This is a genomic window from Bremerella sp. P1, from assembly GCF_028748185.1.
Classification (GTDB): Bacteria; Planctomycetota; Planctomycetia; order Pirellulales; family Pirellulaceae; genus Bremerella.
This window is the reverse complement of sequence record NZ_CP118164.1, coordinates 5,333,572-5,355,715: the sequence shown is the minus strand read 5'-3', so window position 1 is coordinate 5,355,715 and position 22,144 is coordinate 5,333,572. Positions and strand designations below refer to the sequence as shown.

Sequence of the window (22,144 nt, the reverse complement as noted above, 5' to 3'; positions counted from 1 at the left end):
GTTAACGCCCCTGATGACCTCAGGGGCGTTTTTTATGGTGTGCTGCCGAGCGGCAACCACCTTGTGAACCACTTCACCGATTCGTCGAGTCTTTGCCTGCAAAATCGTTCGGATGGTTGAGAGACTCCTCGCCCCACGGTTATCCTGAGGACAATTATCTGCGAATCACTCTCTTGGATCCTCTTTCATGACCGCGTTTGGCATCACTCCGAAATCGTTCAAACTTCTCGACCAGTTGGCGGCAAACAACAATCGCGAATGGTACCACGAGCACAAAGAAGAGCTTCGCGAGCAACTACTCGATCCGTTTGCCGAGATTTTGGAAGCTACATCCGCGAAGTTGAAAAATGCGAAGCGTCCATTCTCGGGTAGTAAGCAGACGATGTTCCGTCTGTACCGTGACACCCGCTTTTCCAAAGACAAGCGTCCCTACAAAGAACATGTTGGCGGTCTGCTCACACCTTCCGGCAATAAGAAGGAAGACACGGCACTGATGTATGCCCACCTGGGATCAGACGGAGGATTCATTGCCTCAGGCTTTTACCGTCTGGAAACGAAAGACCTCAACAAGATCCGCGATCGGATGATCGAAGACGCCAAGACTTTTCGCACGATTACCCGCAAGATTGGCAAGGACGGCTACGAATTCTCGGAGATCGAACCGCTCAAATCGATGCCGCGCGGATACGCTCAGCACGCCGACCACGAACACGCCGGCTTCCTGAAGATGAAGTCCCTGATCGTCTCGCAGAATCAAACGAAGAAGGCATGGATCGACGGTACCGTGGTGAAGGAATTGGTAAAACTCCACAAGGCAACCGTCGACCTGATGCTCTTTGGGCTGGAAGCGATTGGTAAGCGAACTTGAGCGTTACTTCGACTTCATCCCAACGGTATTTTCGGCAATGATTTCGTACTTGTACGACTTGCCTGCTTCCGCCGTCTTATCGACATACTTCATCTCAAACAGCGGCTGATTCGGCGTATCGCTGTATTGCAGTCCCTGGAAAATTGACCGACCAAAGGGATTGCGAGACTTCTCTGGCAGGGTAGCAATTGGCTTTCCATCACGCAGGATCGTGAAACTTGCCACACCGCTCTCGAGGTCAGCCTCGGCGTCCCAGGTAATCACGTTACCCTCGATTTGCACATCAGTCGGGGCTGGCGGCGGGGTCTTATCGGTGACTTGTGTGTCGTGCATGTACTGCACCCAGGCCTGGGCAATCGCGTTACTTGGAAACCAGATCGACTTCTCCTTCGTGCCGGCAAACGTCTTCGCAGGCACCGGGGGATCAATTTCGTTGCCGGGCATGGGCAGGGAAACAAGCATCCCTTCCGATTCATCCAACTGTTTTAGCGGCTGACCATCTTGCTTGGGCAGGCGAAGCGTCAGGCAGGCATCCAACCAGGGGATGGCCAGGTAGCGTTGATTCCCGCATTGATGACTCGTGAGCGGATCGACCGATACGGACACGAGCCCGCCTTCTTCACGCATTTTGCCGAAGAACTTCTGTACGCCAGGCCATACTCCCGAGAAGCGGCCTTCAGTAACCGAGTAGCCTTCCTGGGTCCCCAGATTGCACATGACCGGCACGCCTAACGCCGCAGTTGGAACACTCGCGTAAGGAACAATGTTGCGACCTTCTTTCTCCTCAAACAGCGGCACACCACTACGCAGCCAGGCTGCAGCTACACGCTCGGGATGCAGCAGCACCATGCCCCCGCACCAGTGCCCACCACCGCTATGTCCCCAAATAGCCCAAGGAACGGTCGCCAGTTCGGAGTGCCCGGTCTGCTTGGCGAAATCAGCAAGCCCTTTTTGAAACGCATCGGATGAACCGTTACGTGGGTCACACCATAGCTGACAGTTCGCCGATTCAGGCTGTTCGTAAACAGGCGACAACAAAGCGCAATCGTGCTTCTTCGCTAAGGCCTGCCAATGGAGATCGAATGCCCCAGTCTGCCCGGATCGGCATGAGCCGATGCCGCAACCATGTTGATGAACCACGACGCCCCGCAGCGTTTCAACCCCTTCAGGCAGCCACAGCGTGTAGTTGACCGGGAATTGGAGTTCCCCCTCTTTCGTCGAAGCCTCGTAACGAACGCGGTAGTAAGGGGGCTCGACGGGCACTGGGTCGTTGTAGGGATTCTCTTTTTCCTGGGCGATGGCAGTCGTGGACAGCAAGAGAAGCAGCAACAGGCAGCGCATGGGGCTTTCCTAAGTAAAAGGGAGGGTAACTTGAGGTGGGGAGATTTAGTTTGACTTATCGGCCAAGCGATTTCCAGTCGCCGGCGACGCATAATTGCAATCGTTCTGAAATTGATTACCTTAAATCTGCTTCCTCCTTTCCCGCCCCTCACACTGAGGCCTAATCATGCCGAAACCGAATCTCTTCCTTCTGCTTCTCGCCGTCGCAGTACTGCCTGTCGCACTTCGCGCGGACGACTTCCAGCCCAATCAAAGCGAGATGCAGTTGCCACCTCCGGAAGGCGCGATCGTTTTACTGGATAGTGATACCAGCGAGTTCCTTAGTAAGACGGGCGATGAAATCAATTGGCCGCTGGAAGAAGGCGTACTGACTTCGACACGTGGGGAAGGACGGTCAAATCACATCGTATCCAAGCTGCACTTCCGCGACGCCGACATCCACGTTGAGTTTAATTTGCCCAAAAAAGGCAGCGGCAATAGCGGCATCTATATTCACGGCAACTACGAGCTTCAGATCATCAATTCCACCGGTAAAGAAAAACTCGACCAAGGCGACATTGGTGCGGTGTACGGCTTTGCCGCTGCCAAGGTGAATGCCGGCAAGGCCCCCGGCGAGTGGCAGGTTTACGATATCCGATACCGAGCCCCACGCCGCGATGAATCGGGCAAGATCGTCGAAGAAGGCACGATTACCGCTTGGCTCAATGGTCAAAAAGTGCAAGAGGGGACCAAGCTGGGAGATCCCCGGTCGAAGTACCATCCGTACCGTTACAATACGACCGACTACCTAAAAACGATCTGGGAAAAACAAAAGCAGACCAGCGTGGGCCCGGTTTTTCTCCAAGACCACGACAACGCAGTGCGGTTCCGCAATGTTTGGGTGAAACCACTGGACGAAGAAGCGTTCGTCTACCAGTCAGACAAGTAACATCCGGTTTGCCCCGGCCAAAGTTATATTCGCCTAGCTCCCATCGACGCGTCTAATGAGAATCGTCCAGAAAGCCATAAAACGACCGATGGAAACTCTTCGCCCCCTTCTATCTAGGTAGGTCGTACCTATTAGGAAAGCCTTGTCGTGGTAAAAGGTGGCTCCTAAATCGCCTGCCTACCGTTGCGATTTGGTGCTAAATCGAGTAGTTGTATTAAATTACCGATGAACGAATTACCCCCTTCGATAACTCTCCATTCACAAAGCAGCCGCCCGCATGAGCGAACAGGAAGCCAAGAAGGCCGAGGATAAGACCATCCTGCTGGTGGACGACGATACCGAAATCGTGGAAACCATGCGTTTTGCCCTCGAAGCGAAAGGGTATCGCGTGCTGGTTGCTCGAGACGGCAATCAAGGTCTGGCATTGGCCGAACGCGACGATCCCGATTTGATCGTGCTGGACATGATGATGCCCAAACGCAGCGGTTTTTTGGTTCTGGAAAAATTGCGTCAAACGCACAAGATCCCGACCAAAGTCATCATGGTTACGGGCAACGAAGGGAATCGCCACAAGGCCTACGCTGAGATGCTGGGTGTGGACGATTACATCCGCAAACCATTCGCGATGGATCGATTGCTTGGGGCGGTTGCTAAGCTGATTGGTTAATATTCTCAAAGCAGCCTGCGCGTCCCTTCCAATCTACGGACGCATGCGTCCCACGATTCGGGAAGCGTGCGGGTCGATTCGATATCTGAATGAGATGGAAGGTACGTCTCCTACTAGAAGTTGCCTTTCCGAAAAGGGTCTCCTTTGGATTCACGGTCCCCAACCGTAACGCAAAATGCCAGCGCATCTCACGAGATTCGCGCCGTCTAGCAAACGTAGTGAGCCCAGGCAATTTCTGGCTATTTGCTGCTCACTAGCACCCTTTCTAGTGCATAACGATCTGTCGATCTTATCCATTTTAAAAAAATTACGGGTGACCGTTCCGTAGTAATCGACAGTACCGAACTTCAATTAATTTGGGACTTTAGAATTCGTACTATTTTTCACAAGTGTTAATCTCGCCGAAAACGCCGTAATCTTTCTATTGCTTATATCCAAACTTCGGTCGATACTTCAATGAAGGGAAGGCAAAGTGATCTTGTAGCCGATCCGACTCGCATTCTTCCCATTTGTTCTTTCTTCGCGACGTTCTTTCTCAATCGCGCTCGGCGTTTGGCAGACTTTTTTTCCGAGAAGTGTGTGCGCCTGCGCGGACCGACAGAATAAGCAGGAAAGATACGACTTGGCAAGAATCGCAGAATTCGTCATACAAGACGCCATCGCCCCATCCCCAAACGTTTCGTAGCCGAAGATTGGCTTGCGATCTGGGCTGCGGACTGTGTCCACCACAGGTTCACCGAGTGGGACTCGGTTCCTAATCGCAGGAGGGATCAACATATGGCCGGCGGTCGTCAAATCGTTTCTTTTCTGGCAGAGCGCCAGAACCTGGAACAGTTCCGAAAGAAGAACTGGCAAGGAACCTTCGAGCAGTACCTCGATCTGGTCGCCCAGAATCCTTCGGTCACACGGAACGCTTTCCAGCGCTGCTACGACATGATTCTTTCGTATGGGGTGGATACCTACGAAGTTTCACGTGAGAAGAAAGTCCACTACCGCTTCTTCGACGATCCCCTGGACCATGGCAAAGACGCGATCTTTGGGTTGGAAGACTCTCAGGTTCAACTAGTCAACGCACTGAAAAGTGCCGCCCACGGATATGGCATCGAGAAACGTGTTCTCCTACTACATGGCCCAGTGGGTAGTAGCAAAAGCACCATGGCTCGGTTGCTAAAGAAGGGCATCGAACGCTATTCGTCCAAAGACGAAGGTGCGTTGTACTCGTTAGGTTGGGTTGATCACGACAACCCGAGCGACACGTCGGCTATTCACTGGTGCCCGATGAACGAAGAACCGTTGCACCTCATTCCAGAAGACTTCCGCCGTGAGGTGGTGGCCCAGTTCCAAGAGGCCAGCGCGCTTGCCGACTACCCGATCGCCATCAGTGGCGAGCTTTGCCCCTTCTGCCGCTTCCACTACATGGACAGCCTGGGACGCCACGGTGGCGATTGGACGAAGGTCATCGAGGACATTCAAGTTCGCCGGATCATCCTCAGCGAAAAGGATCGAATCGGGATTGGGACGTTCCAGCCCAAGGATGAAAAGAACCAAGATTCGACCGAACTGACCGGCGATATCAACTATCGCAAAATTGCCGAGTACGGTACCGACAGCGATCCGCGTGCGTTCAACTTTGACGGCGAATTCAACGTGGCAAACCGCGGCATTATCGAGTTTGTCGAAGTGTTGAAACTCGACGTGGCGTTCCTTTACGACCTTTTAGGTGCCAGCCAGGAACACAAGGTCAAACCGAAGAAGTTCGCCCAGACCGATATCGACGAAGTGATCCTCGGTCACACGAACGAACCGGAATATCGCCGCCTGCAGAACAACGAATTCATGGAAGCTCTGCGTGACCGTACCGTCAAGATCGACGTTCCCTACGTCACTCGACTTTCCAATGAAGTGAAGATCTACGAGAAGGATTACAACAACGACAAGGTCAAAGGCAAGCACATCGCCCCGCACACGATCGAGATGGCGGCTATGTGGGCGGTTCTGACTCGGTTGGAAGAACCGAAGAACGCCAGCTTGACGCTCTTGCAGAAGCTCAAGCTGTACGACGGCAAATCGCTTCCTGGCTTTACCGAAGAAAACATCAAAGAGCTCAAGTCACAAGCCAAGCGAGAGGGGATGCTCGGCATCTCGCCTCGTTACGTGCAAGACAAGATTTCCAACGCATTAGTCGCACATCCCGACGCGACTTCGATCAACCCATTTATGGTGTTGAACGAGCTCGAGTCGGGTCTCGGCAACCATTCCTTGATCACCAGCGAAGAGCAGCGCGACCACTATCGGCAGCTTCTCGAAGTGGTCAAGGAAGAGTACGAGAACATCGTTAAGAACGAAGTTCAGCGTGCGATTGCCGCCGACGAAGATGCGATGGCTCGCCTGTGTGCCAACTACATCGACAACGTCAAGGCATACACCCAAAGGGAACGCGTCAAGAACAAGTTCACCGGTCAGTACGAAGAACCGGACGACCGCCTGATGCGATCGATCGAAGAAAAGATCGATATCCCAGACAGTCGCAAAGACGATTTCCGCCGCGAGATCATGAACTACATCGGTGCCTTGTCGATCGACGGTAAGAAATTCGATTACAAGACGAACGAACGTCTCTACAAAGCACTCCAACTGAAGTTGTTTGAAGATCAGAAAGACTCGATCAAGTTGACCAGTCTCGTTTCCAGCGTCATCGACCAAGAGACGCAGGAAAAGATTGACGTCGTCAAACAACGACTCATCCGCGATCACGGCTACGACGACGAAAGCGCCACGGACGTGCTCAGCTTCGTTGCCAGCATCTTCGCTCGCGGAGATGTAACCGAATAAGCAAACTTAGCAGCGAGACAACGTGGTGTGGATTACCCAGCCTGGTCCTTTCTCTCCCTTGGGGGCGAGGGGATCAGGCTGGGGATCCCGCCCGTTATCGGCCACGGGAATGAACCCAAGTGGCACACCACTTTCCACAACTTCACCCACCGGCGTGAGCAAGGAGAAATACCATGGGGCTGAAGATTGATCGCGACGTACACCGCTTCCGCGAGATTGTCCGCGGCCGGATTCGTGATAATCTTCGGAAGTACATCACCCACGGCGAGATGATCGGCCGGAAGGGGAAGGACTTGGTTAGCATTCCGGTCCCCAGCCTGGATGTCCCTCATTTCAAATATGGCAAAAACAAAGGGGGCGTCGGCCAAGGAGAAGGCGAGGTCGGCGATCCCGTCGGTAAAGGAGATGACGGCGACGGAGGTGGCCAGGCTGGAAAAGACGCAGGCCAGCATATCCTCGAAGTCGATGTCCCGCTCGACGAACTCGCGGCGATGCTTGGTGACGAACTCGAGCTTCCCAAGATCGAACCGAAAGGCGACGCCAACATCTCCCAATACAAAAATCGGTACGACAGCATCCGCTCGACCGGCCCGGAATCGCTTCGCCATTTCCGCCGCACTTACGTAAAAGCCTTACGGCGGCAGATTGCCTCCGGGGTTTATAACCCGAAAAACCCGATCATTATTCCGGTACGCGAAGACACGCGATACCGCAGCTGGACTAGTATTCCGCAGCCGGAAGCGAACGCGGCGATCATCTACATCATGGATGTCTCCGGTTCGATGACCGACGATCAGAAGGAGATCGTCCGTACCGAGGCATTCTGGATCGATACCTGGCTGCGTAGCCAATACAAAGGGGTCGAACGACGCTATGTCATCCACGACGCGGGCGCGAAAGAGGTCGACGAGCACACCTTTTATCACACCCGGGAAAGTGGCGGCACGCGAATCAGTTCGGCCTACAAGGTCGCCCAACAGATCCTGGAAAAGGAATTCCCCATTTCAGAATGGAACATTTACTGCTTCCAATTTTCCGATGGCGATAACTGGGGCGAAGATAACCGCGCCTGCATGAAGATGCTCCAGAGCACGCTGATTCCGGCGTGCAACTTGTTCTGTTATGGCCAGGTCGAAAGCCCCTATGGCAGCGGCGAATACATGAAGTCGCTTGTCAACCAATTCGGCAAGAACCACGAAACCCTGATCTTGTCTCACATTGAAGACAAAGATGCGATATACGACTCCATCAAGCAATTCCTAGGTAAAGGTAAGTGAGGTTTTTCCCTGAGGTAGTTTTTATGTCGACAGCAGATTTGAATCCCGAAACGCCGCATACGTACCTCGTACGTGTGGGACACAACCAGATCACGGTCGTTTGCCAGACCGCAGCCGAAGCAATCGAACGCGCCAAGAAGCAGCTGCGCCGCGATTTTCCCCGTATGTGGGACGTGATCAGTTCCCTATCGGAAAGCAAGTTCGAGGTTAAGGAACTCGACTGATTGTCGAGCCCAAGGAGGATATCCAATGCCCATCACGCATCGCAGCTTCGCCAATTTGCCGGAAGAACTGGCCGAAGTGCAGGTCGAAATCGAGCAACATGCGCTCGACTACGGCTTGGACTTCTTCCCCACGATCTTCGAGTTGGTCGATGTCGAGCAACTCAATGCGATTGCCGCGATGGGTGGTTTTCCGACACGCTATCCGCACTGGCGTTTCGGCATGGAGTTCGAGCGGTTATCTAAGGGATACCATTACGGACTGCAGAAAATCTACGAACTGGTCATCAACAACAACCCGTGCTACGCGTACCTGCTGGCCAGCAATCACTACGCCGATCACAAGCTGGTGATGGCCCACGTCTACGGGCACTGCGATTTCTTCAAATGCAATCAATGGTTCAGCAAGACCGATCGCAAGATGATCGATCAGATGGCTAACCATGGCAACCGCATTCGCCGCTACATGAATCGTTTTGGTGTTAGCGAAGTCGAGAACTTTATTGATGCCTGCCTGAGCATTGAAGATCTGATCGACATTCATTCCCCCTTCATCCAGCGATCCCGCGGAGAGGACCGGTACAAGTTCCATTACAACACCGAAGGGGATGATTCGGGGCAGCCGGCTCGCGACTACAAACTGCCGGCCAAAGGGTATATGGACAACTTTATCAATCCGAAAAAAAAACCATCGGACGATGAAGAAGCACCACGTCCCGCCGTTGCGATTCCCGTTCCGGACGAACCCACCAAGGACGTGATGCTGTTCCTCTTGCAGTACGCTCCGCTGCGTCCCTGGCAGTTGGATGTCCTTTCGATGATTCGGGACGAAGCGTACTACTTCGCTCCCCAGGGGCAGACAAAAATCATGAACGAAGGTTGGGCCACCTACTGGCACTCGACCATCATGACTCGCCACGGCTTGCATGCATCGGAAGTGATCAACTACGCCGATCATACGTCCGGCACCCTGGCCAGCAGCCCGACGCGACTGAACCCATACAAGCTGGGCCTGGAACTACTGAGAGACATCGAAGACCGCTGGAATCGCGGCTGCTACGGACAAGATTACGACGACTGCGATGACTTCATCGAGCGACAAAACTGGAATACCGAAGTGGGCCTGGGACGCGAAAAGATCTTCGAGGTTCGTCGCATCCACAACGACCTGACGTTCATCGACGAGTTCTTCACGCTCGATTTCTGCCGACGCTACAAGATGTTCCAGTTCGGCTACAACGAGTCGACCGAATATTACGAAATTGAGAGTCGCGAGTTCCCCAAGGTCAAGCAGCAACTGCTATTCAGCTTGACCAACATGGGGCGTCCCGAAATCTTCGTGACCGACGGCAACTACAAAAACCGCGGCGAGCTGTTGCTCTCGCACCGGCATCACGGAATTGAACTCAAGATGGACTATGCCCGTGATACGCTAACCAACTTGTATTCACTTTGGAAACGTCCCGTGCATATTCAGTCGATCCTGGACGACCAGGAAGTACTGCTCAGCTGGGACGGAACGCATCATGAATGCGTGAAACTGGAATCCAATTAACCATAGCCGATCCCCTTGCAGAGAAAGGCAAACATTAGAGGAGGGCACAATCATGTCTCAAGATATAAGACAACGCCTGGATAGCCACGTGGCGCCGAACAGGAAGTTCGAAACGGCGCTAAACCAGGGAAAGGTCACGGCCACCGACCTGACGGTCGAAAAAGTCGGCGTATCAACACGCCAAATCGATTACCGATTCAACGAGGCCAAAAGTCATGAAGGGGCAAGTGACGTTGCGGAAAACCTGGTTCGCCGTGTCGACTACCTGTTGGAACCGTTGGCGATCATTGAACGCGACCCAAGTGAAAGCAAAATTCAAATCCGCTCGCAGAAACCATCCTCCGATGGGCAAGCGAGGCGTTACTACGAGGTAAATATCGACAGCCAAGGCGTTTCAATCGAACGCTATCAGGCCTCGGGGAAATCTCGGGAGAACGACGACATCAACCTCACGCGGGAATCATTCGAGCGATTGTGCCGCGATCTGGACGAAGCCGCTGTGCCGAAAGATCGGAAATAAGCGGCATCCCAGAGGCATCGCAAAAACAAAGATGGGGTACCCTCTGGGAGTGCAGGTGGCAAAGCTCTTATTACTCGCCACTACTTCGATGGGACGAAGGGATTTGATAGACTGATCGCTTGGTTAGCCACAACTGGTCCCTTGCGAGAAGTCCGATTTATGAGCCACGGCCGTCCCGGTTCCGCCCCGCTTCCTGATCCTTCGATCATTCCAACCGAAGGCTGGCACTGCAGCCACTTTTATTACACCTTCGACCGAGCCCTGCTGACTGGGTACTCGCCCGAGGAACTCGCGGCGGGCTCGAAAGAGTTGATCGATATCTTGAATCCAGAATCGGAAGCCAGCCCCAAGCGGCTTCAGGTCTCGATCGTCAGTGGTCACAAGGCCGACTTTGCTCTCATGCTGATGGACCCCGATCCGCTGGTGATCGACTCGGTACACCAGCGTTTGATGGCCAGTTCCCTGGGAGCTGCTCTACAGCCAACTTATTCGTTCGTCTCGGTGACCGAAATCTCGGAATACGTTCCTTCCATCGAACAATATGCCGAACGTCTGATTCGGGAAGGGGAAGAAAAGGACTCGCCGTCGTACGAAGCCAAAGTCAACGCCTACGCCAAGCGTCTGCCGATGATGAACAACCAACGGCTAACACCTGACTTCCCCCCCTACCCCGCCACATGCTTCTATCCGATGAACAAGAAGCGAAAAGTGGGTGAGAACTGGTTCCTGTTGCCCTTCTCGGCCCGGAATGCACTGATGGCCGAGCATGCTCAAAGCGGGATGCAGTTCGCCGGCAAGGTTTCGCAACTGATCACGGTCAGCGTGGGGCTGGACGACTGGGAATGGGGGGTCACCTTGTGGGCACGCAACCCAGAGTACTTGAAAGACATCGTCTACAAGATGCGCTTCGACGAAGCGAGTGCTCGTTATGCCGAGTTCGGTCCCTTCTACACCAGCTACATCAGCACGGCCGAAGAGATGCTGAAGCATTGCCGGATCGGAAACGCAGACTAAACCTAAGGTTCGCCGCATGTCCCCCAACCGCCCTCTCAAGCTCGACGACGTCAAAAAGCCGGAACTGACTGAGGGGGCGCATCCGTTTGCGGAAGAAAAGCCGGAAGGCAAAGAGGCGGACGCCCAGGCACCGGTCGATTACCGGGGAGCCTACGTAAACGCCGGTAAGTCGAACGGCGTACTGCTGCTCTCGATGACACTTACAGGGTTCGTAGCCAGCGCGTTGCCACTTTCCAGGTACATCTGGCCGGAAACCGGTTGGCAGTTGGCCCTGTTCGGCTGGCTTGTCTCGTGGATCATTGCCCTGCCGGCCCTGGTTTTCGCGGTGAACGACCTGAAGGCCATTCGCTTGGGCCGCTATACGGACCAAGGAAAATGGATGGTCACGCTGGCCTTCTGGTTGACGCTTCTCACGGTCGTAAATTCGATTACGACCGCTGCCGTGGTGCTATTCTTCGACGCCGGGTGAGAAGTCAGGCAGTTCCAACATAGGGTCGCCCAGGTCGATCGGCTTGTCCTCTTTTTCTCCCTCGGCTTCCGATTTCTGCTCGGCCTCTTTCTTTTCATCGGCCTTTTCCGGAATCAGAAAGAGTCGCACCTTGGTTCCTTCAGCGGGAATGTTTTCCGTGAATGCTTCAAACCAAAGGTCGTTATTGGCGTCGGTGCTGGGAACCGGCAAATCCATCATGGACGACTTAAAGTTGCTCACGCAGATCAACTCACCACCTTCGGCGGCATAGACCATCTTGCCTGGTAGCTTATCAGGATCTTCGCCAGCTTCCTTCGCCTTCTGTACTTCTTCGATCGGCACGTCTTTCCAGAAGTAGCTGCCAGGAAAGACCCAATCGTAGGTCATGACCTTTTTATTCCGCGCATCGCGCACCCAGTCTTGGGCCCTGCGCGTTTGCACCTTGCCGTCCGCGTCTTTCCATTGAACGAGGACTTCAATCTTCTGCCCCGATGGCGGTTGGTACTCTGGGTCGAACTCAACGGGCTTCCCCTGCTCGGCACCAATCGCCAACAGCCCCGCGTGGACGACATAGGCATCCGTCGCGACCGCGACGACCGACTCATGCTCTTTGGTCCCTCGCAAACAAGCGAACATCTCCAGCGAGCCTTTCCTCAGGCAAACCTCCCCATCCATAATGACCATCTTCCGCTTGGTATCGATCCATACCGGCATGTTGGGCATCAGTTTGCGGATCGCCGGTTTGGCGGGCTTCTTTTCCTCGGCTGGCTTTGCATCTTCCTTTTCAGTCTCAGCTGGCTGGGCAGTTTCCTCCGGAGGAGCATCGTCTTGCGCCCACATTTTCGAAGTCGGGATCAGCCCTAAGATCAGAACAGGCAGAATGGCCCAGGTTACGTTGCATTGGTTGCGGGAGGTCGTACCCATGGCAAAACTCGGCGGAAAAGGGGTTCAGGGGGGCGTCAAACTTCGCCCACATTGCTAAGATGGTCTATCCCACGTGGAAGTCAAAGCCGCGTGAAATCGTCGGTTAAAAATATTCTAACAAACTCTCGCTTGATGGAAGCCATGGCCACGGACATTAGCCCCCGCAGCAAGGACGACCAAGCTACGACACCTACCCCCATTCCCGCCTGGGCCAAGCTCGTAAAAGGCGCGGCATCGGGAGCCGAGCTAAAGGACTGGGATTCGTGGAAAAACTATCTGAAGAAGCGAGATACCGTTCCGCCGCTCCAATCGCTGGTCTCAGGCAAGAAGACGTCGCCGTTGGCTTGGGCTCTGTTTGCCGACGAGACGCTCGATTCGCGAACACTGCCCCTGCTGGAAACATTAGGTGAGATTGCCTCAGGTCGGACGCGTCCGACTGCGGATACAATCCAGCAGTTGGAAAGCTGGCTGAACGATCTGGAACGCCGCATCGCCGAGCGCAATCTGGTTTTAGAACTGCTGGCCGTCACCCATGCGCTGCCGAACCTGGCTTTAGTTACCAGTGCCGAGCTTTGGTGGAATCTGCTGGAAAAGATTGTCAGCCACACCAACGATGCTGTCGCTACCAATTTTGAAAACAAAGTCTTTGAACAAGGGCTAGCCGGAGAACTTCCGCTAACCCTGGCATACGTTTTCCCTGAATTGAAGGCCTGTCGCCAATTGGGCAAGCCAGCCGTACGTGTGCTCGATGAAGGCATGCAGGCCCTGACCGATGGCGAAGGAATGCCCAAGGTCGATCAGCTTCTACACCTTCGAGCGATCCTTGCGTGCTGGACACGTTCGATCGCCATGATCAAAGCGGCTGACGGCCTGCGTCTCTCGAAAGATTCATTCACGCAGTATCAATGGCTCGTACGTCACGCGCTGCGCCTGACACGTTCCGATGGCACGCAAACGTTGTCCCACGGCATCTCCAGTGCCTACAACCGCCACCTTATGCAGTCGGCATTGGACCTGGGCGATGACGAAGATGACCATGAGATCGCCAAGTTCACGCTTCCCAAAATGAAAGGCAAGGGACACACGCTCCATTTGCCGACGCCCAGCTACGAATCGGCCTGGAGCCAGTTCGCCTACCTGCGTTGCGACTGGACTCGCACCAGTCCGCGTTTGGCCGTCCGTCATGACTTGGAACCGCTGATCGTCGAATTGGAATCTCGCGAAGAGATCGTCATGAGCGGCACTTGGGATACGACTATTCTGATCGACAGTACTGCGATCGCTCCGAGTGGAAATTGGGAACAGGTTGGTTGGCAGTCCGACGACGACGGCGACTACCTGGAACTCGAACAAGAGTGGACCGACGGCGTTAAACTGCAGCGACTTATTTTCCTGGCTCGCGAGGACAAGTTCCTGTGGGTGATGGATACCGTGCTGCTCGACAGCCCGGCCGACAAAATTCAGTACCAATCGCAACCCCCGATCGTCTCGCACGCCAAGTTGGGCACGGCAGCAGAAACCAACGAAGTATTCATAGAACTACCCGGCTCGAAGGTCACACTGCTCCCGGTAGGAATCAACGAATGGCAAAGTGAAACTTCGCTCGGAAAAATCGGCGTGGTCGACGAGAAACTTTCCCTGCAACAAACCAGTAGCGGCCGTGGATTGGTTGTTCCGATGTTCTTTGACCTGACCAAAAAGGGACAGGGAAAGCCCCTTACCTGGCGACAGCTGACCGTCGCAGAAAAGCTGGTCATCCAGCCTCGAGATCGAGCGGTCGCTTATCGCGTTCAAACTGGAACCGGTCACTGGGCTTTTTACCGCTCGCTAACTGAAAAAGCGAGTCGAACGTTCCTGGGCGTCAACTTGATTGCGGAAACATTGGTCGCACGATTTGACGAAAACGGCGATATCGAGAAACTTCTGGAAGTAGAAGCTTCCTAACTCTTTCGTACGTACCCTCATGCACACGCAACTTCGCGAAAACCTGGACCGCGTTCGTGAAAAGATCGCCGAGGCGGCCAAGGCATCTGGCCGAGTTGCCGCTGATGTCTGCTTGATCGGTGTTACCAAGTACGTCGACGTCGAGACTACTCGGGCCATTTACGAGCTAGGCTGCCATGACCTGGGCGAGAGTCGCCCGCAACAACTGTGGAGCAAGTCGGAAGCCATGGCCGATATGTCGCCGCGTTGGCACATGATCGGACACCTGCAACGCAACAAGACCAAGCGTACCATTCCCCTCCTTTCGGTCCTTCACTCCGGTGACAGCCTTCGCCTATTGAAAGCTGCCAACGATGACTGGCCGCATGCGGAACCACTGCCGGCCTTGATCGAAGTGAACATCTCAGGCGAGGCGGCTAAGCATGGTTTTCCTCCCGCTGAGATTGCGCCCGCCCTGCGACAAATTGCCGCGTTGAGTCACCTGAAGATTGTTGGTTTGATGGGAATGGCTTCACTCGAGGGAGGTCGCGATCAAGCCCAGAAGGATTTCGCAGCGTTACGCCAGTTGCGCGACCAACTGCGAACCGATTGTCCTGACGAGATTTCGCTGGACGAGCTATCGATGGGCATGAGCCACGACTTCGATTTAGCAATTCGAGAAGGAGCCACGATGGTTCGCGTGGGTTCGACCTTGTTCGAGGGAATCGACGGTGGGCGTTAATGTCACCCCTCATCCCGAAGGTTGCCTTCTCGACCTGAAAGCTCAGCCGGGTGCCCGGAAAGCCGAAATTCGGGGCGTTCACGACGGAGCTTTGAAAGTCTGCGTGACCGAGGTGGCTGAGAAGGGTAAAGCCAACAAAGCGATCTTATCTCTGCTCCGCAAAACGTGGGGCCTGAAGGGCTCGCAGTTGGAAATCATTTCCGGGCAAACCGCTTCACACAAACGACTTTTGATCCGCGATCTTTCTCCGCAAAATATGTTGCAACTCTTGAAAGATTGCGGCTTAAAGGACGAATAGTGGACATTCCGTCCATTTCGTCTTGATGGCGATATGGCGATGAAATAGCATCTAGTTAGCATGCTAAATTCCATGAAACTCAAGGCTTGATTGGGCAGTAAGCCTGCGAGTTGATCCCTTTTCCTAGTTTTGTCTTTTCGCGGAAGTCTCATGAAACGGCGGGTCGGAAAACTTATCGGACTATTCGTCGTGACCCTCTTTGCACTCGCGGTCATGTACGTCAGTGGCGGGCGGAACGATTACGGTGCCCAGCAGAAGGAAACCGATCCCGGCAACACCGTCGTGGAAACGCTTGCTCCAGTTACGGTAATGCCGCTGAAGAAGCAACACATCGAGATCCTCGATAGCTATGCCGGCACAATCCAGCCGCTGGAAAGTTTCTCGCTGGCCTTTCAATTGGCAGGCCAAGTTGAATCGCTCGGCACCAACGAGCAAGGACGCCCGCTGGATATTGGTGATCGAGTCAAAACCGGACAGATCTTGGCGACTCTTGATACTCGCATCTTGATTGCACGTCGTGAAGAAGCGAACGCGAATCTGGAAAACGCCCAGACCGAATTCCAACGGCTGGTGAATCTGCGAGAGCGGAGCCCCGGTGCGGTTACGCAGACGGCCTTCCAGCAAGCAACACAGGCATTAGCTGTCGCGAGGGCGATGAAAGACATCGCGGAAAAGAACCTCGAAAATGCCCAGCTGATTGCTCCTGCTGATGGGGTGATCTCAGCTCGCATGATCAATCCCGGAGAAACCATTAATCTCCATCAACCGGTCTTCGAGTTGGTTCAGGTTGATAAGGTGTTGATGACCGTTGGTGTACCTGAGTCGCGCATCGTCGCGATGCAGAAACAATTCAACGCGACCCGGCGCACCGCAAGTTCCAACTCGGAATCAGGTACCCCAGACCCAACATCCGATTTCAAGGTTTACATTCGCAGATTTGACACTTCGTCCAATTTAGAGAAGGACACGATCCTGGAAGGGACCGTCTATCGAATTGCCGAAACGGTTGATAACCGAAACGGCTTATTTGAAGTTGAAGTCCTCTTGGATAACGCGAACCGACTTCTCAAGCCGGGCATCGTCGCGAAAGCGGACTTCGTGATTCGAGAGATCGATGGCTATAAAGTCCCAGTCGAAAGCGTCGTCTTCAATGATCGCGTCGCGAGCTTGTTCTTCGCCCAACCGGCTACGGAACACGCAACCTCGACGGTCGATTTCGTCGGCATGGATGTCGCGGAAGTCCCAAATTTTGTGGCTCATCGCATCGAAATCCCAAGCTACATCGAGCAGGGCCGGAACTTCATACTTTCTGACCTTCCCGGCAAACATGACCTGCTGATCGTCCAAGGGCAGCATCGGCTGGTCGAAGGCCGCCCGCTGGAGATCATGAGCGGCACCATGAAAGCAGGCACAACGGACTCGTCACCTCTTTCCGAAATTCCCCCAATGGCAGAAGTCTCACGCCTTGGTGGTAAGCCGTCAGGTAAATAGGCAGAGAGAACGCACACGATGAAAATCAGCGCCGGCGCGATCGATCAGCCCCGATTTGTGATTGTCTGTACGATGATCCTGATGGTGGCCGTTGTGATGGTAGCCCTCAACATTCCTGTACAACGCACGCCTGCAATCTCTAAGGCGGTTGTCCTGGTGGCCGTTCCCTACCCTGGTGCTCAGCCGGTGGAAGTGGAAGAACAGATCACCAGCAAGATCGAAGACGCCCTGCAAAAGTTGAAGAACGTTGACTTCATCGCTTCGACCAGCATGCGAGGTTCAAGCGTCACCCAGATCATCTTCCTCGATGGGGTCGATCCCGACCAGGCACGCGGCGAAGTGAAGGACCTGGTCGACGAGATCCGGCGTGACTTGCCGGTCGCTCGTGAAGTCCAACCTTCGGTTACAGACATCGACTTTGAAAACACACCGCTGATGCTGGTCAACATGACCGCCCCCAAGGGCTTCGATGAAGCGGCGTTAAAGACACTGGCGGAAGAGGTTCAGGAAGAACTCGAAACCATCCAGGGTATTTCCAATACGCAGTTATTCGGTGGTCGCGAACGTGAACTGCACGTCAACGTTAATGTCGATCTTGCAGCCGAGTATGGCTTAACTCTGGGTGACTTTCGCCGTGCTTTGGCCAATTTCCACGCCGAGATGCCTGCCGGTGAACTCGACACGGGCACATTCGATTTCCGTGTCCGTAACGAAACTCAGTTCCGTGGCGTTGACGACATCCGCAATGCAATCATCAGTCAGGTGGATGGCAAGGTCATCAAGATCGGCGACGTCGCCACCGTTGAAGACACCTACCGCCGGCTTAAGAATGTCGCCCTGCTCAATGGCGAGTCTTGCGCGACGATCATCGTCAACAAAGAGGCTGACATCAACACGCTCGCGGCAGCGATGTCCGTGAAGGAGAAAATCAACGAACTCCGTCCGCAGTACCCCAATATCAAGTTCCGCATTACCCGCGACACGTCGGCTGAAATCTCAATCATGTTCCGCGTGCTGGGTTCAAGCTTCATCTTCGGCGCCATGCTCGTGTTGGTGATCCTGGCCTGGACGATGGGGCTGCGGATATCCTTCCTCGTGCTGACAGCCATTCCGCTTAGTTCGGCGGTTGGCTTGATCGCTCTGTACGCGTTGGGCATTCCGATCTCTAACATGGTGATCTTTGCCTTCATTCTTGTGCTGGGCATGGTGGTGGATGGAGCGATTATCGTTGCCGAAAACATCCACCGTCATATCGAACGCGGTGAAGATCCCGTCGACGCCGCCAAGATCGGCATCGAAGAAGTTGGCACGCCTGTGATCATGGCTGACCTGACGACTGTGGCGGCGTTTTTGCCGATGCTGCTGGTCCCCGGCATTATGGGCGACTTCATGCGAGTGATGCCGGAAGTGGTCAGCGTGTCTCTTCTAGGCAGTGTACTGGTCGATCACTTCTTTATTCCTGTGGTTGCTGCCCGCTGGTATGGTCGCCGCAAGGCCAGCGAAGTGGTACCAGACAAGACTGTCCACGAGGCGATCGCAAGGGATGAAGACGAAGCGGAGATTCGCATTCGCCCGAACTTGGGCCTGTTCACCAAGTTCTACATCTACATCCTTCGCTGGGCTCTGCAAAATCGCTGGGCGGTCAGCACCTGTACGGTCCTCGCGCTGGTCTGGGCTGGCTTCATGATGGTCCATGTCGAGAAAGAGTTCTTCCCACCTAGCGACCGCGGACAATTCGAGGTGAAGTACGAACTGCCGCTGGGTAGCAGCATCCATCAGACGATCGCTGCGGCAGAAGCCATTCAGCAACCTTTACGTGAACTCGGTGCACGTCCCAATAGTGAGTTAGTCAACTTCGTTTCGGCTCTAGGGTCATCCGAAGGACTTGCGAGTCGTTTGGAGAATGACCCTGCGGTCGGACCAGAGTTTGGCACCGTGATGGTCGAACTGCTCTCGCCGTTAGATCGCGAGCGGCACGAGCGTGTCATCTTGGCCGAACTTCGCGAACAGTTTGATCAAACAGTCAAACAGTTTCCTGGCATGACCTACACCATTCAGGAAGTGGAAGAAGGCCCGCCTGGCGGTGCGAAGGTAGCTGTACGTTTCACCGGCGATGACTTGGAACAACTGGGCTACGTTGCTGAAGTCACGACCGATGGGATGCGTCAGATCGATGGTGCCGTCGACGTGAAGACCGACTATCGAAACTTGAACCCGGAAATCGTCGTCGAGCCCTTTCCCGAAGTCGTCGGCATGTACGGCATGTCCGAGATGCAGGTCGCCCAGGCGATTCAAACCGCCATCAATGGTGACACCACAATCGAACTCAACCTTGGCGATGAAGATGTCACGCTACGTCTGCAGGCCATGAGTGATTATCGGGCCTCGAAGGAACAGCTCGAACGAATCATGCTCACCAGTCCCACCGGGAAAAAGGCCCCCATCGGCCAGATGGCCAGACTGGATCGCGCGACAAGCCTATTCGCCGTGAATCGCTACGACCGCAAGCGTGCGGTTACTGCCAAGTGTGACGTCATCGAGAATCCTGATACCGACAAAATCTTTTCCCGACTACGAGAAGATATTCTCCCGTCACTGGGTTTCCGCCCGGCGAATGAAACGGCCGTGAGCTTTATGGACATGGCATTCATCGGAACAGTCGGGACACCGTCCGAGGGCCTGCGAGCCGAATTCACGGGTGAGAGCGAAGAGACCGCCAAGAATATGAACTATTTGAGCGCGTCGATGATCATCGCAGTGATTCTCATCTTTGCGATCCTGGTATATCAGTTCGCTAGTTTCCGCCAGGCATGCATCGTGATGCTGACGGTACCTCTCAGCTTTGTCGGCGTGGTTGCCGGCATGTTCATCAGCGATTTCCCGTTCAGCCTGGCGACATTCATTGGGCTGGTCAGCCTGACCGGTATCGTGGTGAATGATGCGATCGTGGTGGTCGACTTTATTAACCAAGGCCGCAAGCGAGGACTAAAGGTTCGCGATGCGATCATCGAAGCAGGCATCAACCGACTTCGCCCGGTGATGCTGACTACCGCCACGACGATTGGCGGTTTGCTGCCGCTGTTTTTGAATCTCAGCGGCGGGGCCGAATTCTGGCAACCGCTAACGGGTGCGGTAATCTTCGGCCTGGCCTTTGCGACGATCCTGACCCTGCTGGTCATTCCCGTCGCATATAGCCTGGCCTATTTCAATGCCGATAAGAAAGCGGCTGCTACGGCGTAACCAAGCAACCGCCTAGCTGCCGGTTTCCTGCAGTTGTGGCTCTGTAGGAATTTCGATCGGGGTGTTGGGAATCTCGATCTCAACATCTTCCGGACTGAGCAAAGCCTTATCGACCGCCTTCTTCAGTTCAGCTGCGAGGTCGATCTCGAAGTTCTCGTCGGCGACCCCCTTCTCGTCGGCCAAAGCCTTGGCAGCGGCGATCAGGTCGCGAAGATCTTCATCCGGAACTTCGTCGCGGAACTGAAGGTTGCCATCAGGCTGCTCATCGGCGATACGTCCGTCGAGCAAGGCCGTCAGCTCGTCTTCGTTGATCTTCTTCTCAAACGCCCCCTGAGCAATCCGCTGAAGCTGTTTCTTAGCGTCCGCTTTCTCTTCGTCACTTAAGCCAGATGGCTCGATGTACTTCGAGCGGGCAATCTCTACGGGAACGGCAGTGAACGCAGGCGATTCTAGGATGTTTTCGGCTACACTTCCAATCTGCTCCATCGAAATATCGCCGTCACGAAATCCTTGAGCGACGCGTGATATCTGCTCTTTCATACCGGTCTTTTGCTCGTCGGGAAGATCGAACTCGTCGATGGCGGCATTCAGCTGTGACTCGGCCACGTTCGCAGCCATCACGCCGATATTAATGTAGACGTAATAACCGACCCCACAGGCAACACCAGCGAGAACCAGGCACACGACCAGACAGCCAATGATCGCGGTGGTACAACCGCCGCCAGATTTCTTCGGTTCTTCCACGGTAAATTGATCGTTGGACATCGGTGCAAACTCCTTTTGTGTTTCGCTTCAACGGTGCGATCGGCCAGTGCGATTCGTTGAATAATCCCCTGATTTCGGTTGATTATCGCCGATTCTCCTGGGCGGGCAATAACAGCAATTCGCGGAACGCGGCAAAAGCTTGCTCAATTTTTTCTGCACTTGGGACACCTGAATGAACAAAGAGGCCGTATCGTAGCGTGATGGACTCGCCCTGCTTTAGATGCACAGGCTTCTGATACGACATCGTTGCCCCCATCCAGCCATCGTTGCGAACGTGAAAAGCACTCGGGAATGTCGGATTGTCGGGATGGTTCATCAGGGTGATCCCTTCATGGGCATCGTTCGTGATCGGCCCTGAATAGTCGACCCAGCGTGCCGGCTGACGAAACACTTCTTTCTCGTCGACTTGCCCTTCACTGTTGCGAATTGTTCCGCCGCCATCATGTACACCAATGGTCTTTGCCATTCGGACGCCCAGTGGCCCAAACGGAGTATCACCAAAGGTGACCGATCCGTTCTTAGCAGTCAGCACCAGATCGATCACCAGCAGCCATTGATCATCTTCCAGCGGGACGACCGTCATCGTTCGAGTTTCGTCGAGCAGTTTCTTTTCGCTGTCGGTATCGATCCAAATGTTGTGCATGCGAATGACGGCCTGGTCGTCGCCGTCGACGAACTGCCCCACGCGAACGTGCCGGATTTTGCCAGGCGAACGATCGGCCCAGAAGTCGACTCCATTCACGTCATGATGGGTCACCCACACAGAATTATGGTGGCTGTGCCCGTTCGGATCGTGCGGGTGTCCCATTCGCGTGAGACTTCGACCCGATGGCCCGATGATCGGATAAAGAAATGGCCGCTCTAAATCTGGTGCAAAGTGATAGCGAGTCAGCTCCTTACCGTCGCGGGTGACCGAAACCTGATCGTGCGGCAGAGGCAATACCTGCATGCGTGGGACAGGCTTGGCGTCCGGAAGCTTTTCGTCGGCAGTTCCAACGTTTGTTGTGAACAGCAGTAGCAACAAGACAAGCAGGCGGCGGGCCATCACAAAGACTCCGATCGAGGTAGG

Annotated in this window: 19 protein-coding genes; 15 read left to right on the top strand and 4 right to left on the bottom strand. The window is 54.4% G+C overall.

The window, feature by feature from the left end; all coding sequences use genetic code 11:
• Positions 1–187 precede the first annotated feature (187 nt).
• Entirely contained in the window at positions 188–868 is a 681-nt protein-coding gene (locus tag PSR63_RS22270; RefSeq protein ID WP_274327877.1) for a DUF2461 domain-containing protein, read from the top strand.
• 3 nt (positions 869–871) lie between these two features.
• Here the strand turns inward: PSR63_RS22270 and PSR63_RS22265 are convergent, their stop codons facing one another.
• A complete protein-coding gene (locus tag PSR63_RS22265; RefSeq protein ID WP_274327876.1) occupies positions 872–2,209 on the bottom strand; it encodes an alpha/beta hydrolase family protein in 1,338 nt (445 codons plus the stop codon).
• Positions 2,210–2,375: 166 nt separating this feature from the next.
• Here PSR63_RS22265 and PSR63_RS22260 point away from each other — a divergent pair, with 166 nt between their 5' ends.
• The 9 genes from PSR63_RS22260 (at position 2,376) to PSR63_RS22220 (ending at position 11,692) form a co-directional block, all read left to right on the top strand.
• Positions 2,376–3,137, top strand: a complete 762-nt coding sequence (locus tag PSR63_RS22260; protein WP_274327875.1) for a 3-keto-disaccharide hydrolase — start codon at positions 2,376–2,378, stop codon at positions 3,135–3,137.
• Positions 3,138–3,414: 277 nt separating this feature from the next.
• Positions 3,415–3,804 carry a response regulator transcription factor gene (locus PSR63_RS22255; protein WP_274327874.1) on the top strand — a complete coding sequence of 130 codons (390 nt, stop codon included), beginning with the start codon at positions 3,415–3,417 and terminating at the stop codon, positions 3,802–3,804.
• 777 nt (positions 3,805–4,581) lie between these two features.
• Complete coding sequence (locus PSR63_RS22250; protein ID WP_274327873.1) at positions 4,582–6,636, top strand: PrkA family serine protein kinase; 2,055 nt, start codon at positions 4,582–4,584, stop codon at positions 6,634–6,636.
• A 173-nt stretch (positions 6,637–6,809) separates the two neighbouring features.
• On the top strand, positions 6,810–7,913 hold the full coding sequence (locus PSR63_RS22245; protein WP_274327872.1) for a DUF444 family protein: 1,104 nt from the start codon (positions 6,810–6,812) through the stop codon (positions 7,911–7,913).
• A gap of 23 nt (positions 7,914–7,936) precedes the next feature.
• The gene (locus tag PSR63_RS22240) at positions 7,937–8,137 is read left to right on the top strand and encodes a hypothetical protein (protein ID WP_274327871.1); all 201 of its coding nucleotides are present in this window, start codon (positions 7,937–7,939) and stop codon (positions 8,135–8,137) included.
• A gap of 25 nt (positions 8,138–8,162) precedes the next feature.
• On the top strand, positions 8,163–9,689 hold the full coding sequence (locus PSR63_RS22235; RefSeq protein ID WP_274327870.1) for a SpoVR family protein: 1,527 nt from the start codon (positions 8,163–8,165) through the stop codon (positions 9,687–9,689).
• Between the two features lie 52 nt (positions 9,690–9,741).
• Positions 9,742–10,209, top strand: a complete 468-nt coding sequence (locus PSR63_RS22230) for a hypothetical protein (RefSeq protein WP_274327869.1) — start codon at positions 9,742–9,744, stop codon at positions 10,207–10,209.
• 159 nt (positions 10,210–10,368) lie between these two features.
• Entirely contained in the window at positions 10,369–11,223 is an 855-nt protein-coding gene (gene hemQ / locus PSR63_RS22225) for a hydrogen peroxide-dependent heme synthase (protein WP_274327868.1), read from the top strand.
• Between the two features lie 16 nt (positions 11,224–11,239).
• Positions 11,240–11,692: a hypothetical protein gene (locus tag PSR63_RS22220; RefSeq protein ID WP_274327867.1), complete on the top strand. Its 453-nt coding sequence runs from the start codon at positions 11,240–11,242 to the stop codon at positions 11,690–11,692.
• On the opposite strand, the gene PSR63_RS22215 is transcribed toward PSR63_RS22220, so the two are convergent.
• Complete coding sequence (locus PSR63_RS22215) at positions 11,672–12,616, bottom strand: YdjY domain-containing protein (RefSeq protein WP_274327866.1); 945 nt, start codon at positions 12,614–12,616, stop codon at positions 11,672–11,674. The genes PSR63_RS22220 and PSR63_RS22215 overlap by 21 nt on opposite strands.
• 141 nt (positions 12,617–12,757) lie before the next feature.
• On the opposite strand from PSR63_RS22215, the gene PSR63_RS22210 reads away from it, so the two are divergent.
• The 5 genes from PSR63_RS22210 to PSR63_RS22190 all read left to right on the top strand — a co-directional run bounded on the left by PSR63_RS22210 (position 12,758) and on the right by PSR63_RS22190 (position 20,310).
• On the top strand, positions 12,758–14,560 hold the full coding sequence (locus PSR63_RS22210) for a hypothetical protein (protein WP_274327865.1): 1,803 nt from the start codon (positions 12,758–12,760) through the stop codon (positions 14,558–14,560).
• A 19-nt stretch (positions 14,561–14,579) separates the two neighbouring features.
• On the top strand, positions 14,580–15,281 hold the full coding sequence (locus PSR63_RS22205; RefSeq protein WP_274327864.1) for a YggS family pyridoxal phosphate-dependent enzyme: 702 nt from the start codon (positions 14,580–14,582) through the stop codon (positions 15,279–15,281).
• A complete protein-coding gene (locus PSR63_RS22200) occupies positions 15,271–15,579 on the top strand; it encodes a DUF167 domain-containing protein (RefSeq protein ID WP_274327863.1) in 309 nt (102 codons plus the stop codon). Before PSR63_RS22205 ends, PSR63_RS22200 begins: the two co-directional genes overlap by 11 nt.
• A gap of 150 nt (positions 15,580–15,729) precedes the next feature.
• Entirely contained in the window at positions 15,730–17,070 is a 1,341-nt protein-coding gene (locus PSR63_RS22195; protein WP_274327862.1) for an efflux RND transporter periplasmic adaptor subunit, read from the top strand.
• A gap of 18 nt (positions 17,071–17,088) precedes the next feature.
• On the top strand, positions 17,089–20,310 hold the full coding sequence (locus PSR63_RS22190) for an efflux RND transporter permease subunit (RefSeq protein ID WP_274327861.1): 3,222 nt from the start codon (positions 17,089–17,091) through the stop codon (positions 20,308–20,310).
• Positions 20,311–20,322: 12 nt separating this feature from the next.
• Here PSR63_RS22190 and PSR63_RS22185 read toward each other — a convergent pair whose 3' ends face one another.
• Positions 20,323–21,075 (bottom strand): hypothetical protein, encoded by a 753-nt coding sequence (locus PSR63_RS22185; protein ID WP_274327860.1) that lies wholly within the window; start codon positions 21,073–21,075, stop codon positions 20,323–20,325.
• Positions 21,076–21,157: 82 nt separating this feature from the next.
• Positions 21,158–22,120 carry a PmoA family protein gene (locus PSR63_RS22180; RefSeq protein WP_274327859.1) on the bottom strand — a complete coding sequence of 321 codons (963 nt, stop codon included), beginning with the start codon at positions 22,118–22,120 and terminating at the stop codon, positions 21,158–21,160.
• Positions 22,121–22,144: the final 24 nt, after the last annotated feature.